General features: G+C 40.4%; 17 protein-coding genes and 1 pseudogene. 14 read left to right on the top strand and 4 right to left on the bottom strand.

All coding sequences use genetic code 11. The annotated features are described in order from the left end of the window. The first annotated feature begins 35 nt into the window (after positions 1-35). The 4 genes from CEQ75_RS02235 to CEQ75_RS02215 all read left to right on the top strand — a co-directional run bounded on the left by CEQ75_RS02235 (position 36) and on the right by CEQ75_RS02215 (position 3,609). On the top strand, positions 36-1,067 hold the full coding sequence (locus CEQ75_RS02235) for a polysaccharide deacetylase family protein (RefSeq protein ID WP_089608901.1): 1,032 nt from the start codon (positions 36-38) through the stop codon (positions 1,065-1,067). A gap of 13 nt (positions 1,068-1,080) precedes the next feature. After that, complete coding sequence (locus tag CEQ75_RS02230; RefSeq protein WP_089608900.1) at positions 1,081-2,346, top strand: hypothetical protein; 1,266 nt, start codon at positions 1,081-1,083, stop codon at positions 2,344-2,346. 269 nt (positions 2,347-2,615) lie between these two features. Next, a complete protein-coding gene (locus CEQ75_RS02220) occupies positions 2,616-2,960 on the top strand; it encodes a hypothetical protein (protein ID WP_089608898.1) in 345 nt (114 codons plus the stop codon). A gap of 19 nt (positions 2,961-2,979) precedes the next feature. Then, positions 2,980-3,609: a YveK family protein gene (locus tag CEQ75_RS02215; protein WP_089608897.1), complete on the top strand. Its 630-nt coding sequence runs from the start codon at positions 2,980-2,982 to the stop codon at positions 3,607-3,609. Between the two features lie 2 nt (positions 3,610-3,611). Here CEQ75_RS02215 and CEQ75_RS02210 read toward each other — a convergent pair whose 3' ends face one another. Beyond that, positions 3,612-4,676: a glycosyltransferase family 4 protein gene (locus CEQ75_RS02210; RefSeq protein WP_089608896.1), complete on the bottom strand. Its 1,065-nt coding sequence runs from the start codon at positions 4,674-4,676 to the stop codon at positions 3,612-3,614. A 172-nt stretch (positions 4,677-4,848) separates the two neighbouring features. Between CEQ75_RS02210 and CEQ75_RS19445 the strand changes: the two are divergent. Further along, positions 4,849-4,944: pseudogene (locus CEQ75_RS19445) on the top strand (transposase); the annotation flags it as partial. Next, a complete protein-coding gene (locus tag CEQ75_RS19440; RefSeq protein ID WP_420828405.1) occupies positions 4,930-5,040 on the top strand; it encodes a zinc ribbon domain-containing protein in 111 nt (36 codons plus the stop codon). The pseudogene CEQ75_RS19445 and the gene CEQ75_RS19440, both read left to right, overlap by 15 nt. Before the next feature lie 116 nt (positions 5,041-5,156). Here CEQ75_RS19440 and CEQ75_RS02200 read toward each other — a convergent pair whose 3' ends face one another. After that, on the bottom strand, positions 5,157-7,049 hold the full coding sequence (locus tag CEQ75_RS02200) for an alginate lyase family protein (RefSeq protein WP_089608895.1): 1,893 nt from the start codon (positions 7,047-7,049) through the stop codon (positions 5,157-5,159). 317 nt (positions 7,050-7,366) lie between these two features. On the opposite strand from CEQ75_RS02200, the gene CEQ75_RS02195 reads away from it, so the two are divergent. The 5 genes from CEQ75_RS02195 (at position 7,367) to rsmA (ending at position 12,981) form a co-directional block, all read left to right on the top strand. Then, a complete protein-coding gene (locus CEQ75_RS02195; RefSeq protein ID WP_089608894.1) occupies positions 7,367-8,143 on the top strand; it encodes a WecB/TagA/CpsF family glycosyltransferase in 777 nt (258 codons plus the stop codon). After that, positions 8,140-9,363: a nucleotide sugar dehydrogenase gene (locus CEQ75_RS02190; RefSeq protein WP_089608893.1), complete on the top strand. Its 1,224-nt coding sequence runs from the start codon at positions 8,140-8,142 to the stop codon at positions 9,361-9,363. Before CEQ75_RS02195 ends, CEQ75_RS02190 begins: the two co-directional genes overlap by 4 nt. Before the next feature lie 46 nt (positions 9,364-9,409). Next, the gene (locus CEQ75_RS02185; RefSeq protein ID WP_089608892.1) at positions 9,410-10,804 is read left to right on the top strand and encodes a sugar transferase; all 1,395 of its coding nucleotides are present in this window, start codon (positions 9,410-9,412) and stop codon (positions 10,802-10,804) included. Between the two features lie 99 nt (positions 10,805-10,903). After that, the gene (locus CEQ75_RS02180; protein ID WP_089608891.1) at positions 10,904-11,908 is read left to right on the top strand and encodes a 3D domain-containing protein; all 1,005 of its coding nucleotides are present in this window, start codon (positions 10,904-10,906) and stop codon (positions 11,906-11,908) included. Between the two features lie 197 nt (positions 11,909-12,105). Then, on the top strand, positions 12,106-12,981 hold the full coding sequence (gene rsmA / locus CEQ75_RS02175; protein ID WP_089608890.1) for a 16S rRNA (adenine(1518)-N(6)/adenine(1519)-N(6))-dimethyltransferase RsmA: 876 nt from the start codon (positions 12,106-12,108) through the stop codon (positions 12,979-12,981). A 103-nt stretch (positions 12,982-13,084) separates the two neighbouring features. Here the strand turns inward: rsmA and CEQ75_RS02170 are convergent, their stop codons facing one another. Beyond that, positions 13,085-13,852 (bottom strand): cell wall hydrolase, encoded by a 768-nt coding sequence (locus tag CEQ75_RS02170; RefSeq protein WP_089608889.1) that lies wholly within the window; start codon positions 13,850-13,852, stop codon positions 13,085-13,087. A gap of 169 nt (positions 13,853-14,021) precedes the next feature. Continuing rightward, on the bottom strand, positions 14,022-14,837 hold the full coding sequence (locus tag CEQ75_RS02165; RefSeq protein WP_089608888.1) for a glycosyltransferase family 2 protein: 816 nt from the start codon (positions 14,835-14,837) through the stop codon (positions 14,022-14,024). 127 nt (positions 14,838-14,964) lie between these two features. Here CEQ75_RS02165 and yabG point away from each other — a divergent pair, with 127 nt between their 5' ends. The 3 genes from yabG to dnaK all read left to right on the top strand — a co-directional run bounded on the left by yabG (position 14,965) and on the right by dnaK (position 20,207). Further along, positions 14,965-15,843: a sporulation peptidase YabG gene (gene yabG, locus CEQ75_RS02160; RefSeq protein ID WP_089608887.1), complete on the top strand. Its 879-nt coding sequence runs from the start codon at positions 14,965-14,967 to the stop codon at positions 15,841-15,843. A 104-nt stretch (positions 15,844-15,947) separates the two neighbouring features. Next, positions 15,948-17,906 carry a hydantoinase/oxoprolinase family protein gene (locus CEQ75_RS02155; protein ID WP_089608886.1) on the top strand — a complete coding sequence of 653 codons (1,959 nt, stop codon included), beginning with the start codon at positions 15,948-15,950 and terminating at the stop codon, positions 17,904-17,906. 432 nt (positions 17,907-18,338) lie between these two features. Then, positions 18,339-20,207 carry a molecular chaperone DnaK gene (gene dnaK / locus CEQ75_RS02150; RefSeq protein ID WP_089608885.1) on the top strand — a complete coding sequence of 623 codons (1,869 nt, stop codon included), beginning with the start codon at positions 18,339-18,341 and terminating at the stop codon, positions 20,205-20,207. Positions 20,208-20,242 lie beyond the last annotated feature (35 nt).

Raw genomic sequence — 20,242 nt, 5'->3', positions numbered from 1 at the left:
CATTAATAAGACTGATTGAGTAAGCAGGAAGTGACATGATGAAAAAAAGGGCAAGAAGAGAAATGTTTAAGAAGATTCTGGCTTGGCTGATATATTGGACAGGTGTTTATTTTCTTTTATCATTACTATATCAGAGAAAAAAAACAGTAGTGATCCTGGCTTATCATAAGTTGGAAGCTCAACAGGGGAAAAACGTTTTTATTTCTTCCCTCGGTGTTACTGCGGCTGCCTTTGAAAAACAAATGAAGTATTGCACCAAGAAATATCGTTGCGTGTCTTTAAACGAGGGTATTCGGCTCTTGAGAACGGAAAAAGAATTAGAGTATAACTATCTGGTATGTACTTTTGATGATGGTTATCGAAATAATTATGATCATGGTATGGTAGTTTTTCAGAAGTATCAGGTGACTCCTATGATTTACTTGCCCACAGGATACATTGATACAGGAGAAACCCTTTGGCATGATCAAGTAGAGCAGCTGGTAAAATCCATTGACCAAGAGCGAGTGGATATTCCCTGTCTGGGAATATCGGCAAAATTAAGCAATAATAATGATAAGATGGATTTAGCATACACGTTAATGCAAAAAATAAAACACAATGCTCCCAAGGAAAGGGATACAATGATTAAGCAGATCGCTGATGAAATTGGTTTGACCTTAGAAAAAAAGGATAATGGATTATTAACCTGGCAGGAAATAAAAAGGATGGCTGATGCGGGAATTGATTTTGGTTCCCACACTGTGTCCCATCGGATTCTTGCCAAGAATGCCTTACCGGAATTTGAAAAGGAGCTTTATGTCAGTAAGGAGAAAATTATTGGCATTACAGTTTCAAAGGACGTTCATTTTGCGTATCCTGATGGTAAGCTGGCTGATGTTGATGAAAAAATAGAGCAAAAAGTCAAAGAAATCTATGTTTCTGCGGTTACGACAGAACCGGGGCATAATTACCCTGGATGTGATTTGCATCAATTGAAACGCGTTGGTGTGATCAAAGAGATGGATCTTACTTACTTAAAGGTAAAGATCCTGCTCACGAAGATCTTAAATAAGAGAGAATTATAAAAGAGGAACCCAAATGGCAGACATAATGAAACGGGATGAGAGTCTGAATTATCGGTTTATCATACTGGTTCTTGTTGCGATGTTATCACAGGTGATGCTTCAAATAACTGATAGTACCATGTTCAAGATTAGTGACGATTTTGTTTTTTTATTGTTACTGATCGATTCTCTGGTTGCAGTAAAAAAGAAACGCATTGAAATCGGCTTTGACCGTATCACTCTTGTTGCAGTCTCGGTTTTGTGTTTTAGTTATGTCTTTAGCGCCGTACTTGCTCTTTTGAATGGTAATCAAATCATGGTCATCCTGCTTCAATTGCGGCAATATAAATATGTCTTTGTTTTTCTTATTTTGCTCTATTATCATGGTGACCGCGTTTTTTATCAGATGTATAATATTGTGCGCATCATTGGTTATATCTCTGTTCCGGTTTCTATTATCCAGAGATTTTCCAGTAGTAATCCTTCTGGGGATATAGTAACAGGGCTGTATGGCTATGGCACCAGCGGTATTATGTCTCTGTTTCTTTTGATCCTATTTTTTTCTGAATTGTGCCAAAGACTGGCTCAAGGGAAACGTATTTTTGGTTGGTATTTTTTATTTTTTGTGCCCCTTGGATTGAATGAGACGAAAATTGTTTTTGTCATGATACCGATCATGTTTGTCATTACCTTGTGGGTGACGAAAAAATTTACCGTCACTAAGGTGCTTTTTATGGTGCTTAGTGCTGCTATCTTGTTTTATGGGACGAGTTTCATGTATCGCCAGGTTTATCATCGGGAGGTATCAGAGATATTTTCCAGGGAGTATCTCACGGAATATATGACTGAAGTAAATAGTGAGGATATTGGACGATATAATAAAACTATGATCGCGTATGATATTATTGACAGATCACCTCTTACCCGAACTTTTGGCTATGGAATTGGTGCCGGGTTTTCCGGGCAACTAACAGGAGCTTTCGGCATAGTCAGCGAAAAGTACTATGCCAGAAATTTATTTGGCGGGACGCGACCGCAATTATTTAACACCTTAATTGATAGTGGGGTTGCCGGAGTTGCTGCTCAGTTGCTCTTTATTGTGCTGATGACTGTGAAGATTGTTTATTTTAGCGGGGCTTATAGCTTAAAGCATTATGTGGCAATATTTAGTTTACTGACTTTATTTACAGGTATATTTTATCAAGACGTAATGACCACTCCTAATTTGGCCTTTTTTATCTTTACCAGTATATATTTAGTATGTATCAAGGCGCCGGGAACAGAACGTGAATTTTCTTAATTTATGGGGGCGTTGATTTTGGAAATAAGCTACTATATCAATTTACTAAAAAGGAATGCCCTGTTCATCATTTTTTTCATTATTTTGGAGTTACGACTATTTTACTGGGGTATAAATATTTTGCACCAAAACAGTATGAAGCGAGCATTACATTATGGGTTAATTATGGAGCAGATACATCCAGAGAATTATTTCTGGGGACGGAGCTGATCAAGGATATTCGAATCCTGATAAGAACGGATGGTTTCGCAGCAAAAGTACAAGAAGAATTGGTTACATTAAACCCGGGGAAACCCTCTTTAATCAAAGACGGTATCAGAGATGATATGATCTTTAATGATACTCCCGGGGCAAGAACCTTTTCCATCAGTTATCGTGATTCCGCTCCGGAAAAGGCCACTTCGGTACTCGAATCAATCGTCAACGTACTCCAGCAGGAGATAATGGAAAACTATCAAGAGAATGTGTTGATTATTGTGGATAATAAAAATTATTTTGCTTACTCTATTGGGCTATCGCTTAAAAAACTTGCTGCATTCGCTCTGGTAGTATCCATGGGATGTGCTTTTTTGATTGTTTTAATAAAGGACATAATCATTAATTCCATAGAATAAAAATCCTGGAGGGCATGAAATGAGTATTCATTATTATCAGTTATTAAAAAAAAGTCTGGGTTTCATGATCTTATTTGCTTTGCTATGTGCAGGAACAATGGCAGCTTTAAGTTATTGGGTAATCCCTAAAATGTATGAAGCGAATGTTTCCATGATGATTATAAAAAATCCTGATTCGGGTTCGGAATATTTTTATGACGAATTAATAGCTGGTCGGGAGATCATTAATGACTATCGGGAGATCTTAAACACCGATAGCGTTTTAAATGAAATAAAAAATGAGGTTACCAGACAAATAACCGGGGATACGAGTATTTCTCTTGATGATCTGAGAAAGAGAATCAATTTTGAATCTTTCTCAGATTCTCGGGTGTTTACCATCACTTATCGGGATTTAAATCCCTATCATGCCCAAATCGTTGTGGATTCGATTGCCAAGGTTTTAAAAACGCGCATTGTCGCTTTAACTCAGGTAGATAATATTGCTATTTTAGGTGCTGCCCAATTGCCTGTGGAACCGGTATCACCTAACATTGTAACTAATGGGGTACTAGCCTTTATGCTCAGTTTATTTGCTGCCTTTATTTTTGTCATCTTTATTGACTATCTGCGCAGTATGAATAAGAAGGTCGCCGAGCTTAAAAATTAAAACTAATCTTCCATAGCCTCCTGATATAATTGAATTAATCTTAAATTTGTTTTATTGATATTAAATTTTTCATATATCGTTAGATAGGCTGCTTCTCCCAAGGTCTTTTTAAGAGAAGGATTGTTTAGTAAAGTTATGATGCAGTTTGCTAAAGCCTTCCGATCACCGGGATCAATTAATAACCCGTTTTTTTCGTTTTCGATCACATGGGGAATCCCTCCAACACGTGTGGTAATAACTGCACATCCATGAGACATTGCTTCAAGCAGAGACATAGGCATCCCTTCATGGTAGGAAGACAAGACAAAAATGCTGCATTTCGCTAAATATGCTTGCTTTTCGGATCCGGATACCCAACCTAAAAAAGTTACATGTTTCTCAATGCCTTTTTTAAAACAAATAGTTTTATATCTATCAATATCACCATCACCAGCCAGGTACATGTGTGCATTTTTATTTCTATTAATAATTTGGGGGAAAATATCCAATAGATCATCAATTCCTTTTTCTTTACTTAGTCTGCCGAGAAAAAGAATATCCTCATTGTCATAGTTTTTATCAGTTATTTCCGGGAGTTGCACTGAATTATAAAGTATGCTTATTTTATTGATATCACAGATCTCTGATAGAAAGTCACGCCATTCTTCAGACAGGGCGATAACTTTATTTGCTGAAGAGAATGTCATCCTAATGACATTCTTTTGTTTTTCATTACTTTCATTGTAGTAAAATTGATGGAATTCTCCTGAATGCAGGTGAATTATAATTTTTTTATCAAATATTTTCGCAATTTTTATAAAATACTTTTTGCGTCGGAAGCTGCCTCGCGAAGACATATGAATATGAATGATTTCATAATTTTTAATCGTTCCAATATATTGCATCATGCACTTAATAAAATACATGAATTTAAAAAGTTTGGTCCCGCTTTTCATTGTCGGAATATATTTCAAAATAATGAGTTGGTTCAGATCGGCTTCATAATATTGGTTGACAACTGAAGCAATTCCACCTTTTTCATTTGGGTCTGGGCCGATCATAAGCACTTTAAGCTTATTGTCTGTCATGATGATACCTACTTTTTCTTTTATTTGCGTTTTAAACCTTTTTAACCTCGTGCGACAAGAAGCCTCCCACCTCTTTAGGTGGGGGATGAATTGTCGCTCTTTGTTTTGTTCTTGTCATGAAAATATTGCCATAATATAATCAGTAGTATAGTTATCTATGGCGGTGAATACTGTGGAATTAGACAATAACAATCATTCAGTCTTTTTGATGAATTATCACCTCGTCTTGGTTATAAAATATCGGCGTAAAGTAATAGATGATAGAGTTTGGATTTGCAGTAATTGTGGTACAGAGTTAGACCGTGACATAAATGCTGCAATCAATATCAGAAATGAAGGCCGACGCTTGCTCGGTATAGCCTAAATCTAATAGATAGAACCGTTGGGCAAACGGGGTTAGCTTGGTAATTATACTGGCGTTAGCTGGTACGTCCCAAGAAGCCCCTACCGCTAAGCGTTAGCGTAGGTGGTGGGAGTATGTCACTTGACACTAATTGTAGTAATTAATGTGCAATCTTTGTTTGTGCTTATCTTTATTCTGATGCCAACCACTTTTTCTCTTTTAAAATATTTATCAGAATACCACATTGTATCTTCTTCAATGACATAGTCATGGGTTCCCGAAAAATTCATGGTGACTTCCCTTGCTCCGTTAGAAATTACGATTTTATCATTATTGATTACCTGAGCACAAAACCCGGGACCTAAGATAAACGTCAAGATACAATTGACTGAATTAAGGATATTTTTAATTCTGTCTTCAATCCTAAGGATATTTACCGAATTAAATTGATATCGTCTTGAATGAATAACAGGAGCATATCCGTCATGGAAAAGGTCAATGATTGCCTCGCTCCCGTTAAATATACAATTGTTAATCTTGGTGTTTGCTTTCTTGCCCCATAAAAATGCCCCCAGCATTTCTGATTGGTCTCTGTCATTAATAGTAACCGTATTATGATTGATCGTTTTTCTGAAATAGTCCCTATCCTCTGGAGTAAAATGATAATTATATGTACCGGGATCCCCGAATACCGGAAAACCATTTACAAACATCTGAAAACTCAATGCATCTGCATGTCCATGGGCTGCAATCGGCCCAAATCCAAGAGCGGCGTGGTCAATGCCAATTAGTATGCTTCTATCGCGGCTTTTTAAAATCGTATGACCGCCTTCTTGATAACAGATACAATTAGAATTGTCATAAAGCACTTTATTTTTAGCTTCGGAAATGTTGTTGTCTGAAAATATCCAACTTATGTTTTCATGAACATTAGACAAGTCAACATATCTTTCTTCTAACAACATGCTCATCAATTCAAGAACATAATGATAATAGTTAATCATCTCTCCTTGAAGATCTAATATTTTCCCCTCATCGTTATCGCCAAAGACAATAACTTCACCAAATTTACCGATACAATTTGAGACATATCGGCTCATTTTTTTTAAGATATCAAACCAAGTTATTGGAACTTCAATATGATTGAATTTCATAACTCGGATGAACAGGCCCAAAGCTTCCATAACAAAAGCTTGATAATGCAGGGATAGCTCTTTATTTATTCCGTCAGCATAATTCTGGCGCAGGATCTCTGTATCCAAGATGCTGATCCCTATTGTAATCCAAGGTTCATAATCAAAAATGATCCCGGAAAGGCCAATTACATAAGCTTCTACAATAACATGGTTGTTCGCTGATGAAAACCTGGAGTAATGATTGGCAATATATTCAGTCATGTTGATGATGCCCACTCTAAGTTCTTCAAGGATCCTGGTCGGAGCATCCTTCACTTGCTTAAGGAAACAGTAGCAGAATATCCAGGAATTTGTTCTGATGGCAACTTCCATGATGCTTGTCCAGGATACCCCATAGAGAAAAGGGTTCTTTTCGGTCCAATCATCAAACAAATCGACCAATTCATTCATATATACCGGGTCTTTCGTGACAAAGCAACCTTTAGCCAGTAGTGGGAATTGAAAGTGTCTGTTTAATTCCCAGTTTGTTCTTACGTCTCCAATGTCAACCCGCTGTTTATAATCTAAATCATAAGAAAATTTTAATGGCCATTTATTTTTCGTTTGAAATCCAGCATGCCAGTTTTTCTTGTAAAGTTCATATTCAAATACATCAAACAAGGCGATTATCTTTTTTGATGTATATTTATGATTTGATAAATTAAGTCCCAGTCGGGCTTCGTCTATATTCAGCCGCTCCAACCTTTTATAAAAAACCTTATTCGTAACGGAAATCTTACTATTCCCAAAAGCTTTTCTTTCCTTTTTATGTATTTGTTTTTGCTGTAACCGCCAAAGAATTTCCATAAGGCTCATTGCTTTCATGCGGTTTATATACCACCATAAATTGCCCAAACATATTCCTCCAACGGTTTAGGATGATTTATCTAATAACTAACTTCTACTAAACCAAGAACTCTATATAATAATCTATAATTCTACAGAACCTTTTTTATTCCTCCAAAATGATACTAATCGTAGTTGCCGAAATAGGTTGAAAAATAGAAAATACAGTGACTTTTTGTCGATAATCTAGTAGAATAATGAGGACATGAAATAAACTAATAAATGTAAAAAAGATTTGTATTATCTGGAAAGAGCATTGGATACAAGCCAAAGAGAAAAATCATGATGATCAGTTTCATTAGAGAGAATTTATAGGAGTAAATACTATGGAATCTTCGGACAAAAATAGACGGTATCAAATTTTTAATACTTATGTAGATGTATACAGCTTTGATGAAACTGTTCATAAAATTGAACGTATTATTTCAGAAAGAAATCCGACTCAGCATGTGGTAATCAATGCATCAAAAGTGAATTTAATGCAAAAGGACAGGCAATTAACCGAGATTGTCAATTCATGTCCCCTCATTAATGCTGATGGTGCTTCCATCGTCTGGGCGGCTAAAAAGCTAGATATCCCATTAAAAGAACGAGTTACAGGGATTGATTTATTTTTAAAACTGGTGGAAATCTCAAATGACAAGGGCTATCGTATCTTTCTCTTTGGTGCTAAAGAAGAAGTTGTTGCTAAAGTGAAGCGCACCTTTGAAGAAAAATACTCCAACCTGAAGATTGCAGGGATCAGAAACGGATATTTTAATGAAGCTGAAGAACCTGAAATTGTCAACATGATTGCCCAGTCTAATTCTGATATTTTATTTGTCGCTTTTTCTTCCCCTAAAAAAGAGTTCTGGATTAACAAATACTTGCATCAGTTGAAGGTTCCCTTTGTCATGGGTGTGGGAGGCAGCTTTGATATTGTAGCCGGCATGACAAGCAGGGCTCCGGTCTGGATGCAGAAGAAGGGCTTGGAATGGCTCTATCGTTTTTTCCAAGAGCCGAGGCGAATGTGGAAACGATATATAATTGGTAATGCCAAATATATCATCTTAGTTTATAAAACAAAATATTTCAGAAAAAAACATAAAGAGGTTGGACAATGATTAATGTAATAGGACTAGGCTATATTGGATTACCAACGGCATTAATGTTGGCAGCACATGGATGGGAAGTTGTGGGTACTGATTACAATCAAGAAATCGTTAATACCCTAAATCTAGGGCAAACAACATTTAAAGAGCAAGGCTTGGACGAACTGTTTCATGCCGCAGTCAAGGCAGGGATTAGATTCAGCGAAGATTATATGAAGACAGATACCTATATTTTATCGGTGGCAACACCTTACGATAAGCTTAGTAAGAAAATAGACCCTCAATATCTTATCAAAGCGATGCAGAGCGTCATGAAAGTTTGTACAAAAGGAGCAATTGTCATCATTGAATCCACTGTCTCCCCTGGTACGATTGACAAACAAATACGTCCCATTGTTGAAGCGGGGGGCTTTGTGCCTGGGGAGGATATTCATCTTGTCCATGCCCCGGAAAGAATTATCCCGGGTAATATGCTTTATGAATTGAAACATAATGCTCGTACCATTGGTGCGGATCACCTAAATGTTGGGGAACAGGTAAAAGCGATTTATGATTCCTTTTGTGTGGGAGAAATAATTGTTACAGATATTAAAACTGCAGAGATGACGAAGGTTGTTGAGAATACCTACCGTGATATCAATATTGCTTATGCCAACGAACTGGTGAAAATTTGTCATGTAGACAATATGGATGTCTATGAGATTATTCGCATTGCTAATAGACACCCCCGCGTTAATATTTTAAAGCCGGGTCCGGGTGTAGGGGGTCATTGTATTTCCGTTGATCCATGGTTTCTTGTTGGTGATTACCCAGGATTGGCTAATATCATTCTTGCCGCCAGGAGAATCAATGATTCCATGCCTGAATTTGTCCTGGAACGTATTCATGACATTATGAAAGAAAATGGAATGAGGGATGTGAGCCGGGTCGGATTATACGGGCTTACTTATAAGGAAAACGTGGATGATATGCGTGAGAGCCCTACTCTTCAAATGCTTGATTGTATGGAAAGACATCTTTGTGGAAATTTAGTAAAAATATACGATCCCATGGTTAAAGAAGATGTGGTTGCGAATCAGTATTATGATTTGGATTACTTTCTTAGGGAGGTAGATTTCCTGGTCATTCTTGTGGGTCATAAAGAGATTATCGACAATATGCACAAGCTAAAAGGGAAAGTGATTCTGGATACGAGAAATATTTGTGATCTTGAGGGTACATACAGACTGTAAAAATAAGTTTTTAATTGACAGCGAATCCATACAAAGGGAGGATATCATGTATCGTTTTAACAGCCGTTCCCTTTTAAATATAAGACAATATTTAATGGATATTATTTTTATTGTCATTTCTTATATGGTTTCATATTATATTGCAGGGAGATTTACTTTTCTGGCGGGTTTTTTTGAATACATTTGGATTTTATTCATCTTTATCACTTCCTGGATTTATACCATGTATGCCCGAGGAATGTATGATATTACCATCTTCAAGTATCGGGACCGAATTTTGCGTAATGTCCTATTTGCTACCTTTGTGTCCGCTCTGAATACAGCGGCAATGACCTTCTTTATCAAGTTTCATACCTTAAGCCGTCTCTTTTTCGGTATTTTTATCTGCTCAACGATTGTTTTAGTACTTTTTGAACGATATCTTTATTTTGATTTGGCTAAAAAATTTGGCCTGAGACGAAAAAAAAAGGTGGTTTTTATTGGCCATGATGTGATCACAGCCAAGTATATGCATTTTATTAAGATGACTGATATGTTGCTTCATATCGTAAAACAAATTAATTTGGATCAAGAACCGGATTATTATAATTTAAAAGATGAAAAGTTGATGCAGGATTTGAATCAACTTCTAAGGAGTACAGAGATCAATGAGGTTATTTTTACGGTTCCGTCCCCATATTTCGCCGATATTAGGAAATATGCTAAAATGTGCGAGGAAATGGGCGTAACCACCAGCATAGCGTTGGAGTTTTCAGAGTTTAAAATCTCTCAAATCAGCCTGTCCAGTATTGGTACTTTGTCTAAGCTTACTTTCCATTCCGTTTGTTTGGATGCCTATCAATTATTCTATAAACGGTGCTTTGATCTGGCTGGAGGATTGGTTGGACTGCTGGGTACAACCTTTTTGGCTTTCTTCATTGTCCCTGCCATCAAATTAGAGTCCAGGGGACCTGTTTTTTTTACCCAGGATAGAATGGGCATGAATGGCCGGGTATTCAAATTGTATAAGTTTCGTTCCATGACTGTGGATGCAGAAGATAAGAAAAAGGATCTTATGTCCCAAAACGAGATGGGAGACGAGATGATGTTTAAGATCAAAGAGGATCCCCGGGTTACTAAAGTTGGTAAATTTTTGAGGGCAACCAGTCTGGATGAGCTACCCCAATTTCTCAACGTATTGAAAGGTGAGATGAGTCTGGTAGGTACCAGACCTCCTACATTAGATGAGGTCGCCAAGTATGAGAACCATCATTGGCGCAGAATCAGCATCAAACCAGGGATTACCGGCTTGTGGCAAATTAGCGGCAGAAGCCAGATCACTGATTTCGAAGAGATTGTCAAATTAGACACCAAATATATTGATAACTGGTCCCTCTGGTTAGACATAAAAATCATCTACAAAACGGTTATGGTAGTATTCAAGAAAAGTGGGGCATATTAACCTGCAAAATGGCATATAATGTCAGGAAGATTGACAACATGGCCAAAACAAAGTAAAATAATCCTACCTTACTTTTGAGGAAAACGGAGGGGAAAAACCATGGAAAACGCTTCAGCGCAACTAGGTCATCCTCGATGGGTTAAATTTGCATCGTTGTCATTAGTTGCAGTACTGCTGATCATTATGGGGTATGCAGCCTACGCAGTAATGGAAAAAGAAGTTGTAATCGTGGATGACGGAGTTCGGACAGAAGCAAGAACATTTAAAGCGGATGTTACCGATTTACTGGCTGAGAGAAACATCAAGATTAATCCTGAAGATCTGGTACAGCCAGGGATGACAACTCAGTTGAAGGAAGGACAGGTAATTGAGATTACCAGAGCCTTTCCGGTCGTCATTAAAGCTGATGGCAAAGAGACAAAGGTTTTAACAACACCAATGAAGGTGGAGGAGGTTTTAGCGAAAGCCAAAATCAACATCGAGAGTAAGGATTTGGTGCAACCGGCCTTATCCCAATTAGTACAAAAAGAAACGCCCATTGTTATTAACCGGATTAAAGAGGAACTCATTACCAAAAAGCAGGCTTTGGCTTATCAGGTGGAGAAGAAAAATGATGCCTCCTTAGAACGGGGCAAGCGCCGTGTCGTCCAAAAAGGCCAAAATGGCGTTAGGGAAGATACAATTAAAGTTACATATCAAGACGGACAAAAGATTGCTCATAAAGTGGTGGAAACAAAAACCATCAAAAAGCCGGTCAATGAAGTGATTGCCCAGGGTACCATGCAGCTGGCCTCACGGGGAGGAAGTACAGAAAGGGGAGGAGACCGATTTGACTACTCCAAATCGTTACGTGTCAGTGCCAGTGCTTATACACACACAGGAAATCGAACCAAGACAGGAACGAGCCCCAAGGTAGGAACCATCGCTGTGGATCCGTCAGTGATTCCCTTGGGCAGCAAGCTATATGTTGAGGGGTATGGCTATGGTCGGGCAGAAGATGTAGGTGGGGCCATCAAAGGTAATCGAGTCGATCTGTTTATGCCCACAGAACAGCAATGCCTTAACTGGGGACGCAAGTCCGTGCAGGTTTATGTGTTAAATTAAATCAATGAAATCAATGATAAAATGACCCTTGGGACCATCGTTTCAAGGGTTATTTTGTACTTTTAAACTGGATAGCATTTAAAGGTTGGAAGTAAAGGGACAATTAAGTCTGGTGCTAAATTTTATTTAAATATTTTGGCAGCAATCAGTAAAATCTATGATATAGGAATCAGGGAATCAATTTTGGGGAGGAAACTATGGATCGGATTGCAACACCCAGCATGACACGGGAAATCATTAATAAATACGGTCTGCGCATGCATAAAACCTTGGGTCAGAATTTTTTGATTGAGCCAAAATTTATTGAAAAAATTATGGAGGCTGCAGAGATCAAGGATAACCAGGTGGTGGTGGAGATTGGCCCAGGTATCGGGGCCTTGACCCAAGGTTTGGCAGAAAAGGCAGCCGGGGTAATCGCCCTGGAGATCGACCGGGGTCTCATTGATGTTTTGCAAGATATTTTCAGAGAAAAAACTAATGTCCATGTGGTGCACGGGGATGCCCTCAAGGTTGATTTTGACCTACTGGTGCAGGAGCAGATGGGCAAGAGGGCCATTCCCTACAAGGTGGTCGCTAATTTGCCTTATTATATCACCACCCCCATTATCATGCGATTATTAGAGGGAGGGTTTCATTTTTCCTCTCTCGTTTTAATGGTCCAAAAGGAGGTTGCCCGGCGTATGGCGGCGCTTCCCGGAACCAAGGATTATGGAGCTCTTTCCATTGGAGTTCAGTACTTTTGTAAGCCGCAGTTGATTACCACGGTGCCGCCTACAGTCTTTTATCCAAAGCCGGAGGTGGAATCAACGGTGATCAGACTGGACAAAAGAGAACGCCCTGCCGTGGTGGTAACAAATGAGCAGATTTTTTTTGCCTTGGTAAAAGCAGCTTTTGGCCAGAGAAGGAAGACGCTTTTAAATGCTTTGTCTAACTCTGGTTACCCCTTGAATAAAGAAGAATGGCAGCACTTGCTTGAAATGAGCAGGTTGGACCCCAAAAGAAGGGGAGAGACCTTAAGCTTGGCGGAATTCGCAGTCCTTGCCAATCATCTGTCCGATAAAGGTACTGCCTAATACGTCAAGAATCCTATTTTTCTTAACGGCAAAAGTTAAAGAAAAAAACACTCGGGTAAATTCAAATGAAAACCCGAGTGTTTTAATTTTAGTTAAATTTGCCTTATTTAGCAAAAACATGACTCCCGATTTTTGCCACAACAGGTCGGCTGTTAAGGAACTTATTATTGGGTGCTTTAGTCGGATTCCAATAATAGATTGCTCCATTGGCCGGATCCCAGCCGTTCATGGCATCCTCTGCCGCCTTAATGGAAGTTTCATTGGGACTCAGGTTAATTTGACCATCATTAACCACACAAAATTCGTTCTTTTGGTAAATGACCCCGGAGATCGAATCAGGAAAGGTGGTGCTTGACACCCTGTTCAATACCACGGCCCCAACAGCAACCTGTCCCTGATAAGCCTCACCTCGGGCTTCACCGTGAATTAAACGGGCCAGCAGCATGACCTCACTGCGGGAGTAGTTTCCTGCACCTCGGGAGGCAGTGGTTGCCGCGGCACCGGATCCCTTTATAATCAATCTTTGGCCCACGGACAAGGCGTCACTTTTCAGACCGTTAGATGATTTTATAGAAGCTACGGAAGTACCGAATCTTTTCGCTAAAAGAAAAAGGGTATCCCCTTTTCTGACGGTATAGCTTGTTCCGCTGCTTGCTGCAGGAACCTTAAGGGACTGGCCGGGGTAGAGATTATTGGATGTTAGACCATTAAGGCTTTTTAAGTTCTGCACCGTTGTTTGATAGCCTTTGCTGATGGAATAAAGGCTATCCCCTGATTTAACCGTGTATTGGGCAGCGAGGGCTTGTCCCGTGCCGGCAATTAGAAGTAAGCTGACGAGTGACGTTGTGATGAATCTTTTTAAAAAATGCATTCAATTTCCTCCTGTCTTTGATTAGCCTAACGATTCATTGATAGGCGGACATGAACATTATACTGATAGAAGGAATTGATTGCATTAGGGGATGGGTGGGTGATTTGACATAATTTGGATTAGGGATGATTAAAAGGTTTATTTTTTATTCAGCTTTTGATCAACGAGTTCACTTGCCCAGGTGAAAAATTTGGATTATCCCTTGATCATTTAGAAATCCTTCTAATAGATCAAAACGACGTGAAGAATGGTAGCCGTCATAGAGGATGCCTTTCTCTTTGCGGTCTGGAATAGTACCTTTCAGGAAAGCCAATGCTTCCAAACAATCTCCGATAATGGTTTCAGCTACCATTTTGTTGTGCAGTGGAGATTTCTCCCGGGAGCCTAATAACAGGTGGGGAATGGCTGCAGCGACATGGACACGAAGCCCGGTTATTTGGGCGCAGGTAATTTCCAAAGGAGGAATGGCTAAGGTGGTAACGGGAATGGAATCCAAGAGCAGCCTGGATATGGCATGGGGTCCATGGGAAGGACTAGCCAAGCCTAATTGATGAAACAAGTTAATCTCCCGGTTCAAAACTTCCCGATATTTTAAAACTTTTCTAGCCAAGGGGTGACGGGATTGAATATAAGGGTAACAATTTGTCAGGGCACAGTCAGTTCCGGATTTTATGGAGTTGATTAATTGTTGAAGGGGTAAGCACAGATCTCCGTTCATATCACCGTCAATAAACAGAACTCCTTGGGCCCCCATTTGATAAGCAAAATGGGCTCCTGCCGCCCGGGGAATATCAATGCCTAAAGGGAGGGGGGTATGCAGGATATGAAGCTTCGGTGAGGAAAAGGATAAACAAATATTCAGGGTTTGATCCTGACTGCCGTTAACCACGGGAATGATCAGATCCAGTGACAATTGCAGCAGATTATTGATCACCTCCCGGATATGGAGATCTTCATTTTGAGCAGGTATCACAGCAGCAAACATGGTTTTCACTCTCCGCTTAAATATTACACGATAATATATGGTATGAAATCTTTCCTCTTCCGGTGCTCACACCAATAAACAAAGGCGGTCATACTATATTATGAAACAGATTCGGGAGGGGAGACAGATGAACAAGATCCAGGCAGGAGATATTGTCGCAAGGAGATCCTATGGTTTCGATATCATCTTTCGTGTCAAGGCCATCTATGAAAATCAGGCGGGCAAACTGATCGCGATCCTAAAAGGGGTGGATATTCGCTTGGTGGCCGATGCCCCTCTGGAGGATTTGGTGCCCATTGTTAATTTGGAATATAATCGTTACCGTAATGTCAGTGCGGAACAAAACAATGAAAAATTGAATCATATCCTGACCAATCGCAGGATTTCACGGGATCATGGGGTATGGCGTTCCAATGCTTTAAACCTGATGGACGGAGCAGAGTACTTTGATATGCCGGGAAAAGTATTGCATATTGACGGGGATGAAGAATATTTAAAAAAATGCTTGGATGCTTACCAAAAATTAAAAATTCCCTGTCATGGTTTTAGCATTCCCGAGCAAGAACAGCCCAAGTTGATCCTGCATTACCTTCAGAAACATCAGCCGGATATTTTGGTCATTACCGGCCATGACGGGTTAACCAAGGATGCTTTTGATTTTCGGAGTATGGATAGCTACCGTAATTCCCGGCATTTCATTGAAACGGTGAAAGCGGCACGGCGTTTCATTCCCGGCAGAGATGATTTAGTAATCTTCGCCGGTGCCTGCCAATCCTATTATGAAGAAATCTTAAAAGCCGGTGCTAATTTTGCCAGTTCTCCCCGACGAGTTTTCATACATATCTTTGATCCGGTTTTCATTGTGGAGAAAATTGCCTATACATCCATTAAAGAGACCCTCACTTTAAATGATGTATTAGCAAACACGGTTACGGGTATTGATGGGGTGGGCGGGATTGAAACCCGTGGTTGTTTTCGTTTAGGTTATCCCAAATCCCCATATTAAAAAAAATGCTTGTCTATGCAAGTAATATCGTTAAATTATGATATAATATAAAAAAATCATTTATTTAAATTGAACCGCAAATTGTATGAGGGAGGGAACAGCATATGTCATTTATTCTGGGTATTGATACGGGAGGAACCTACACTGATGGTGTAATCGTAGCGATGGATGAGAAAAAAGTATTAAATAAAGCCAAAGCCCTTACGACCAGGGAAGATCTAACTATAGGAATCAGGAATTGCATCGATAATATGAAATTTGAAGAATTCGATAAAATCAGCGTCGTCTCCCTGTCTACCACATTAGCTACCAATGCGACAGTGGAAGGCAGGGGATGCCCTGTGGGCTTATTATTAATTGGACATGATCCCGTTGACAAGATGCCTGTGCAATGTTATGAGGTCTTGAAGGGCGGACATAATATTCACGGTTTGTCCTTGGATGATTTGGATGAAGGGGAAATCAGACAAAAGGTTTTAAGCTTCAAAGGTAAGGTGGAAGCTGTGGCAATTTCCGGATATCTGAGTGTGCGCAACCCTGAGCACGAATTAAGGGTTAAAGAAATCGTGGAAGAGCTTTTGGATCTGCCTGTGGTTTGTGCCCACCAGCTGACCACAACCTTGGGCTTTCATGAACGTACCGTCACGGCGGCTTTGAATGCCCGTTTGATTCCCATTATTGCAGAATTGATGGAATCCGTTAAAATAGTGCTCAAAGAGAAGAACATTGAAGCTTCTTTAATGATCGTCAAGGGAGACGGTTCCTTAATGGGCGAAAAAATGGCCCGGCAAAAGCCCATTGATACGATTCTTTCCGGACCGGCATCCAGTATCATTGGGGGAACTTTTTTATCGGATACCCAGAATGGACTGGTCTTTGATATGGGCGGAACTACGACAGATATCGCTCTCTTAAAAAACGGGGTGCCCCACATCAACCAGGAGGGAGCCATGGTCGGCGGTTGGTTGACCAGGGTTCAAGCGGCAGAGATCTATACCTATGGCTTAGGAGGAGACAGCTATCTTCAGCTTACCCAAGGCGGGAATCTTCTTGTCGGTCCGCAAAGGGTCTGGCCCTTATCGGTTGTGGCTAGCCAGCATCCCAATTTGCTTCACGAGTTAAGCACCTATTTTGACCGCAATTATAGTCTTATGTTTGCCCAGGCGACAGATTGTTTTATGATGCTTAAAAAACCAACCGGACAGGTATTGGATGAAACCGAAAGGAAGATCATTGAGATTTTAGAAAAAGGGCCGCGGAGTCTATACTATTTGGCCTATGCCTTGAGGATTGATCCCAACCTCTTTAGTACGCATAACCTGGTTAATTTAGGAATCGTGGCAAAAATCTCCATGACCCCTACGGATATTCTGCATGCCCAAGGAATTTATACCCAGTGGAGCCGAGAGGCAGCTGAGAAGGGTGCGGATATCTTAGCCTACCGGATGAGAAAATCCAGGGAGGAATTTCTGGAAATTGCCTCTGAAAGAATTGTGAATGAGTTGTGTCTCACCTGTGTTCAGAGCTTAATCACCAGTGAGGATGAATCCTTATGGTTTAAGGATAGTGAAACGGCTATGTATTTTGCAGATAAGGCCTTAGCCCCCAAAAAGAATCAATTGCTGGGTTTCTCTTTTCAGATGGAGATGCCTATTGTGGGGATTGGGGCACCGGTGCAAGCATGGCTGCCTCGGGTAGCAGAAAAAATGCATACGGAATTGATTATTCCGGATCATGCTGAGGTCGCAAATGCCATCGGAGCGGCTACTGGTAAAATTATGGAAACTGTAAAAGTTTTAATTAAACCTGGTGAAAACAACAGAAATTATTTTGTCCATGCCCCCTGGGAACGGAGAGTTTTTAAAACATTGAAGAGAGCCAAAATTTATGCTTTAAATGAAGCTAAGAAACGGGCCAAGCTTGCTGCGGAGCAGGCCGGCGCCGGTGATTATGAATTATTGATAAATGATGAGGACGTATACGCTCCCACCAATATAGTGGAAGACGATATCTATATAGAATCCAGAATAGAGGTTACTGCGGTCGGTCGGCCGGAATGGTAATTCCAATGAGCCGGGTTTGTTTTAAGGGATAACGAAACTTAAGGAATATGCATCCGACCGGAAGAAAGAAATAATAATTATTTATAAAAGCATCTCCATGGGGGATGCTTTTTTGCTTCCGCCAGTTTCGGAATCCTGGATAAGGCAAATCTTTTAATACCAAAATAACTGACAAATTAATAAAAGATTTAAATATTATTATCAGAAATTAATTATTGAGTGCCATTTCGCGAAATATAGTCATAATTTCTCAAAAAATCGGAAGAAATAGGTATTAATTATTAAAATCTGGGGGTAGCATTGTTTTTCTAAGGACTGCTCAATCTGACAAAAATTGACCTTAGCTGACCTTTGGGCTATAATTAAAACATGGTTTTATTAATATAAATTTCAAAAATACTAATTATAAAAGTTATTAGAGGAGGGTTTTTGATGGCAAAAGCAATAGGTATTGATTTAGGAACAACAAACTCAGTGGTCGCAGTAGTCGAGGGCGGCAAGCCCGTTGTCATTCCCAATGCGGAAGGGGCGAGAACCACTCCTTCTGTGGTGGCCATAGCGAAAAACGGAGAACGGTTGACGGGGCAAGTTGCCAGACGGCAGCGGATCATGAATCCCACCGGCACCATCTTTTCCATGAAACGATTCATGGGCAGAAAATTTGATGAGGTAGCATCTGAAATCAGCCAGGTACCTTATAAGGTAGTAAAGGGTCCCAGTGACTCGGTGCGTTTTGAAATAGAAGGAAAACTTCTTTCCCCGGAAGAAATCAGCGCCCAGGTGATCCGAAAATTAGCGGATGATGCCTCCACTTATCTGGGAGAAAAGGTGACAGATGCAGTCATTACCGTACCGGCATATTTTAATGACGCCCAGCGGCAAGCAACCAAGGATGCGGGGAAAATTGCCGGACTGAATGTTCTGAGAATCATTAATGAGCCGACGGCGGCAGCTTTGGCCTACGGCCTGGAGAAAAATAAAAATGAAACGATTTTAGTTTATGACCTAGGGGGCGGCACTTTTGACGTCTCTTTATTGGATGTGGGCGACGGGATCTTTGAAGTACGCTCCACCTCAGGTGATACCCATTTAGGGGGAGACGATTTTGACCAGAGGGTTGTTCAATGGATAGTGGAAGAATTTAAGAAAGACCAAGTCGTTGATCTGTCTACCGATCCCCAAGCACTGCAACGGCTTTATGAGGCGGCGGAAAAGGCTAAGGTGGAATTGTCCTCCACTCAGGAAAGTCAAATCAGCTTACCCTTTATCACAGCAGATAATACGGGGCCAAAACACCTGGATATGAAATTAACCCGGGCAAAATTGGAACAATTGATTGAAGACTTGGTGGCAAAAACCAAGGGACCTGTCAATCAATCCATCCAGGATGCCAAAATCAGTTCCTCAGAAATTGATCAGGTGATATTAGTCGGCGGATCTACTAGGGTACCTGCCGTCCAGCAGTTGGTGAAAACTTTAACTGGGGGTAAAGAACCCAATATGTCCGTCAATCCTGATGAGGTGGTAGCTGTAGGTGCCGCGATTCAGGCCGCCATTTTGATGGGAGAACTGAAGGATGTGGTACTTCTGGACGTAACGCCTCTATCCTTAGGTTTGGAAACCCTGGGGGGTGTTATGACCAAATTGATTGAAAAGAACACCACCATTCCCGTCCAAAAAAGCGAAGTCTTTTCTACCGCTGAGGATAATCAGTCCGGTGTGGAGATTGTCGTCCTACAGGGAGAAAGGGAGATGGCAGGAGATAATCGGAAATTAGGCCAATTCAAATTGGAAGGGATTGAACCGGCGCCCCGGGGCATTCCGCAAATTGAGGTCACCTTTGATATCGATGCCAACGGGATCTTAAATGTCTCGGCCAAAGAACAAAAGTCGGGCAAGGAACAAAAAATCACTATCAGCGGTTCCACCAGCTTGGCTCAGGATGAAATTGACCGTATGATTAAGGAAGCGGAAAAAAATGCAGCAGAAGATCAGCAAAAAAGAGCTTATATTGAGCTGAAAAATCAGGCGGATTCCTTGATTTATCAGTCGGAGAAAAGTTTAAAGGAAGCAGGAGATTCAGTGCCTGTTCATGTCAAAGGCCGCATTGAGGATTTAATCAGCAAGCTTCAGGAAGAGCTTAAAAACCAAGGGGCGACGGAAAAAATCCGCTCCCTGATGGATGAACTGAGTCAGGCGGCGGGAGAGTTGGCAAGCACAGCAAGCCAACCCGAGACGCATACGACAGGAACAGAGAAAAAGGATGATGATGTCATTGATGTGGATTATACGGCAGAATAAATCAGCGGGTCAGGTCACAAATAATTAGGGGGTGG

Source organism: Dehalobacterium formicoaceticum (assembly GCF_002224645.1).
GTDB classification, from domain to species: Bacteria; Bacillota; Dehalobacteriia; order Dehalobacteriales; family Dehalobacteriaceae; genus Dehalobacterium; species Dehalobacterium formicoaceticum.
Note: the sequence above shows the minus strand (reverse complement) of the source record. Positions and strands in the feature narration are given on the sequence as shown.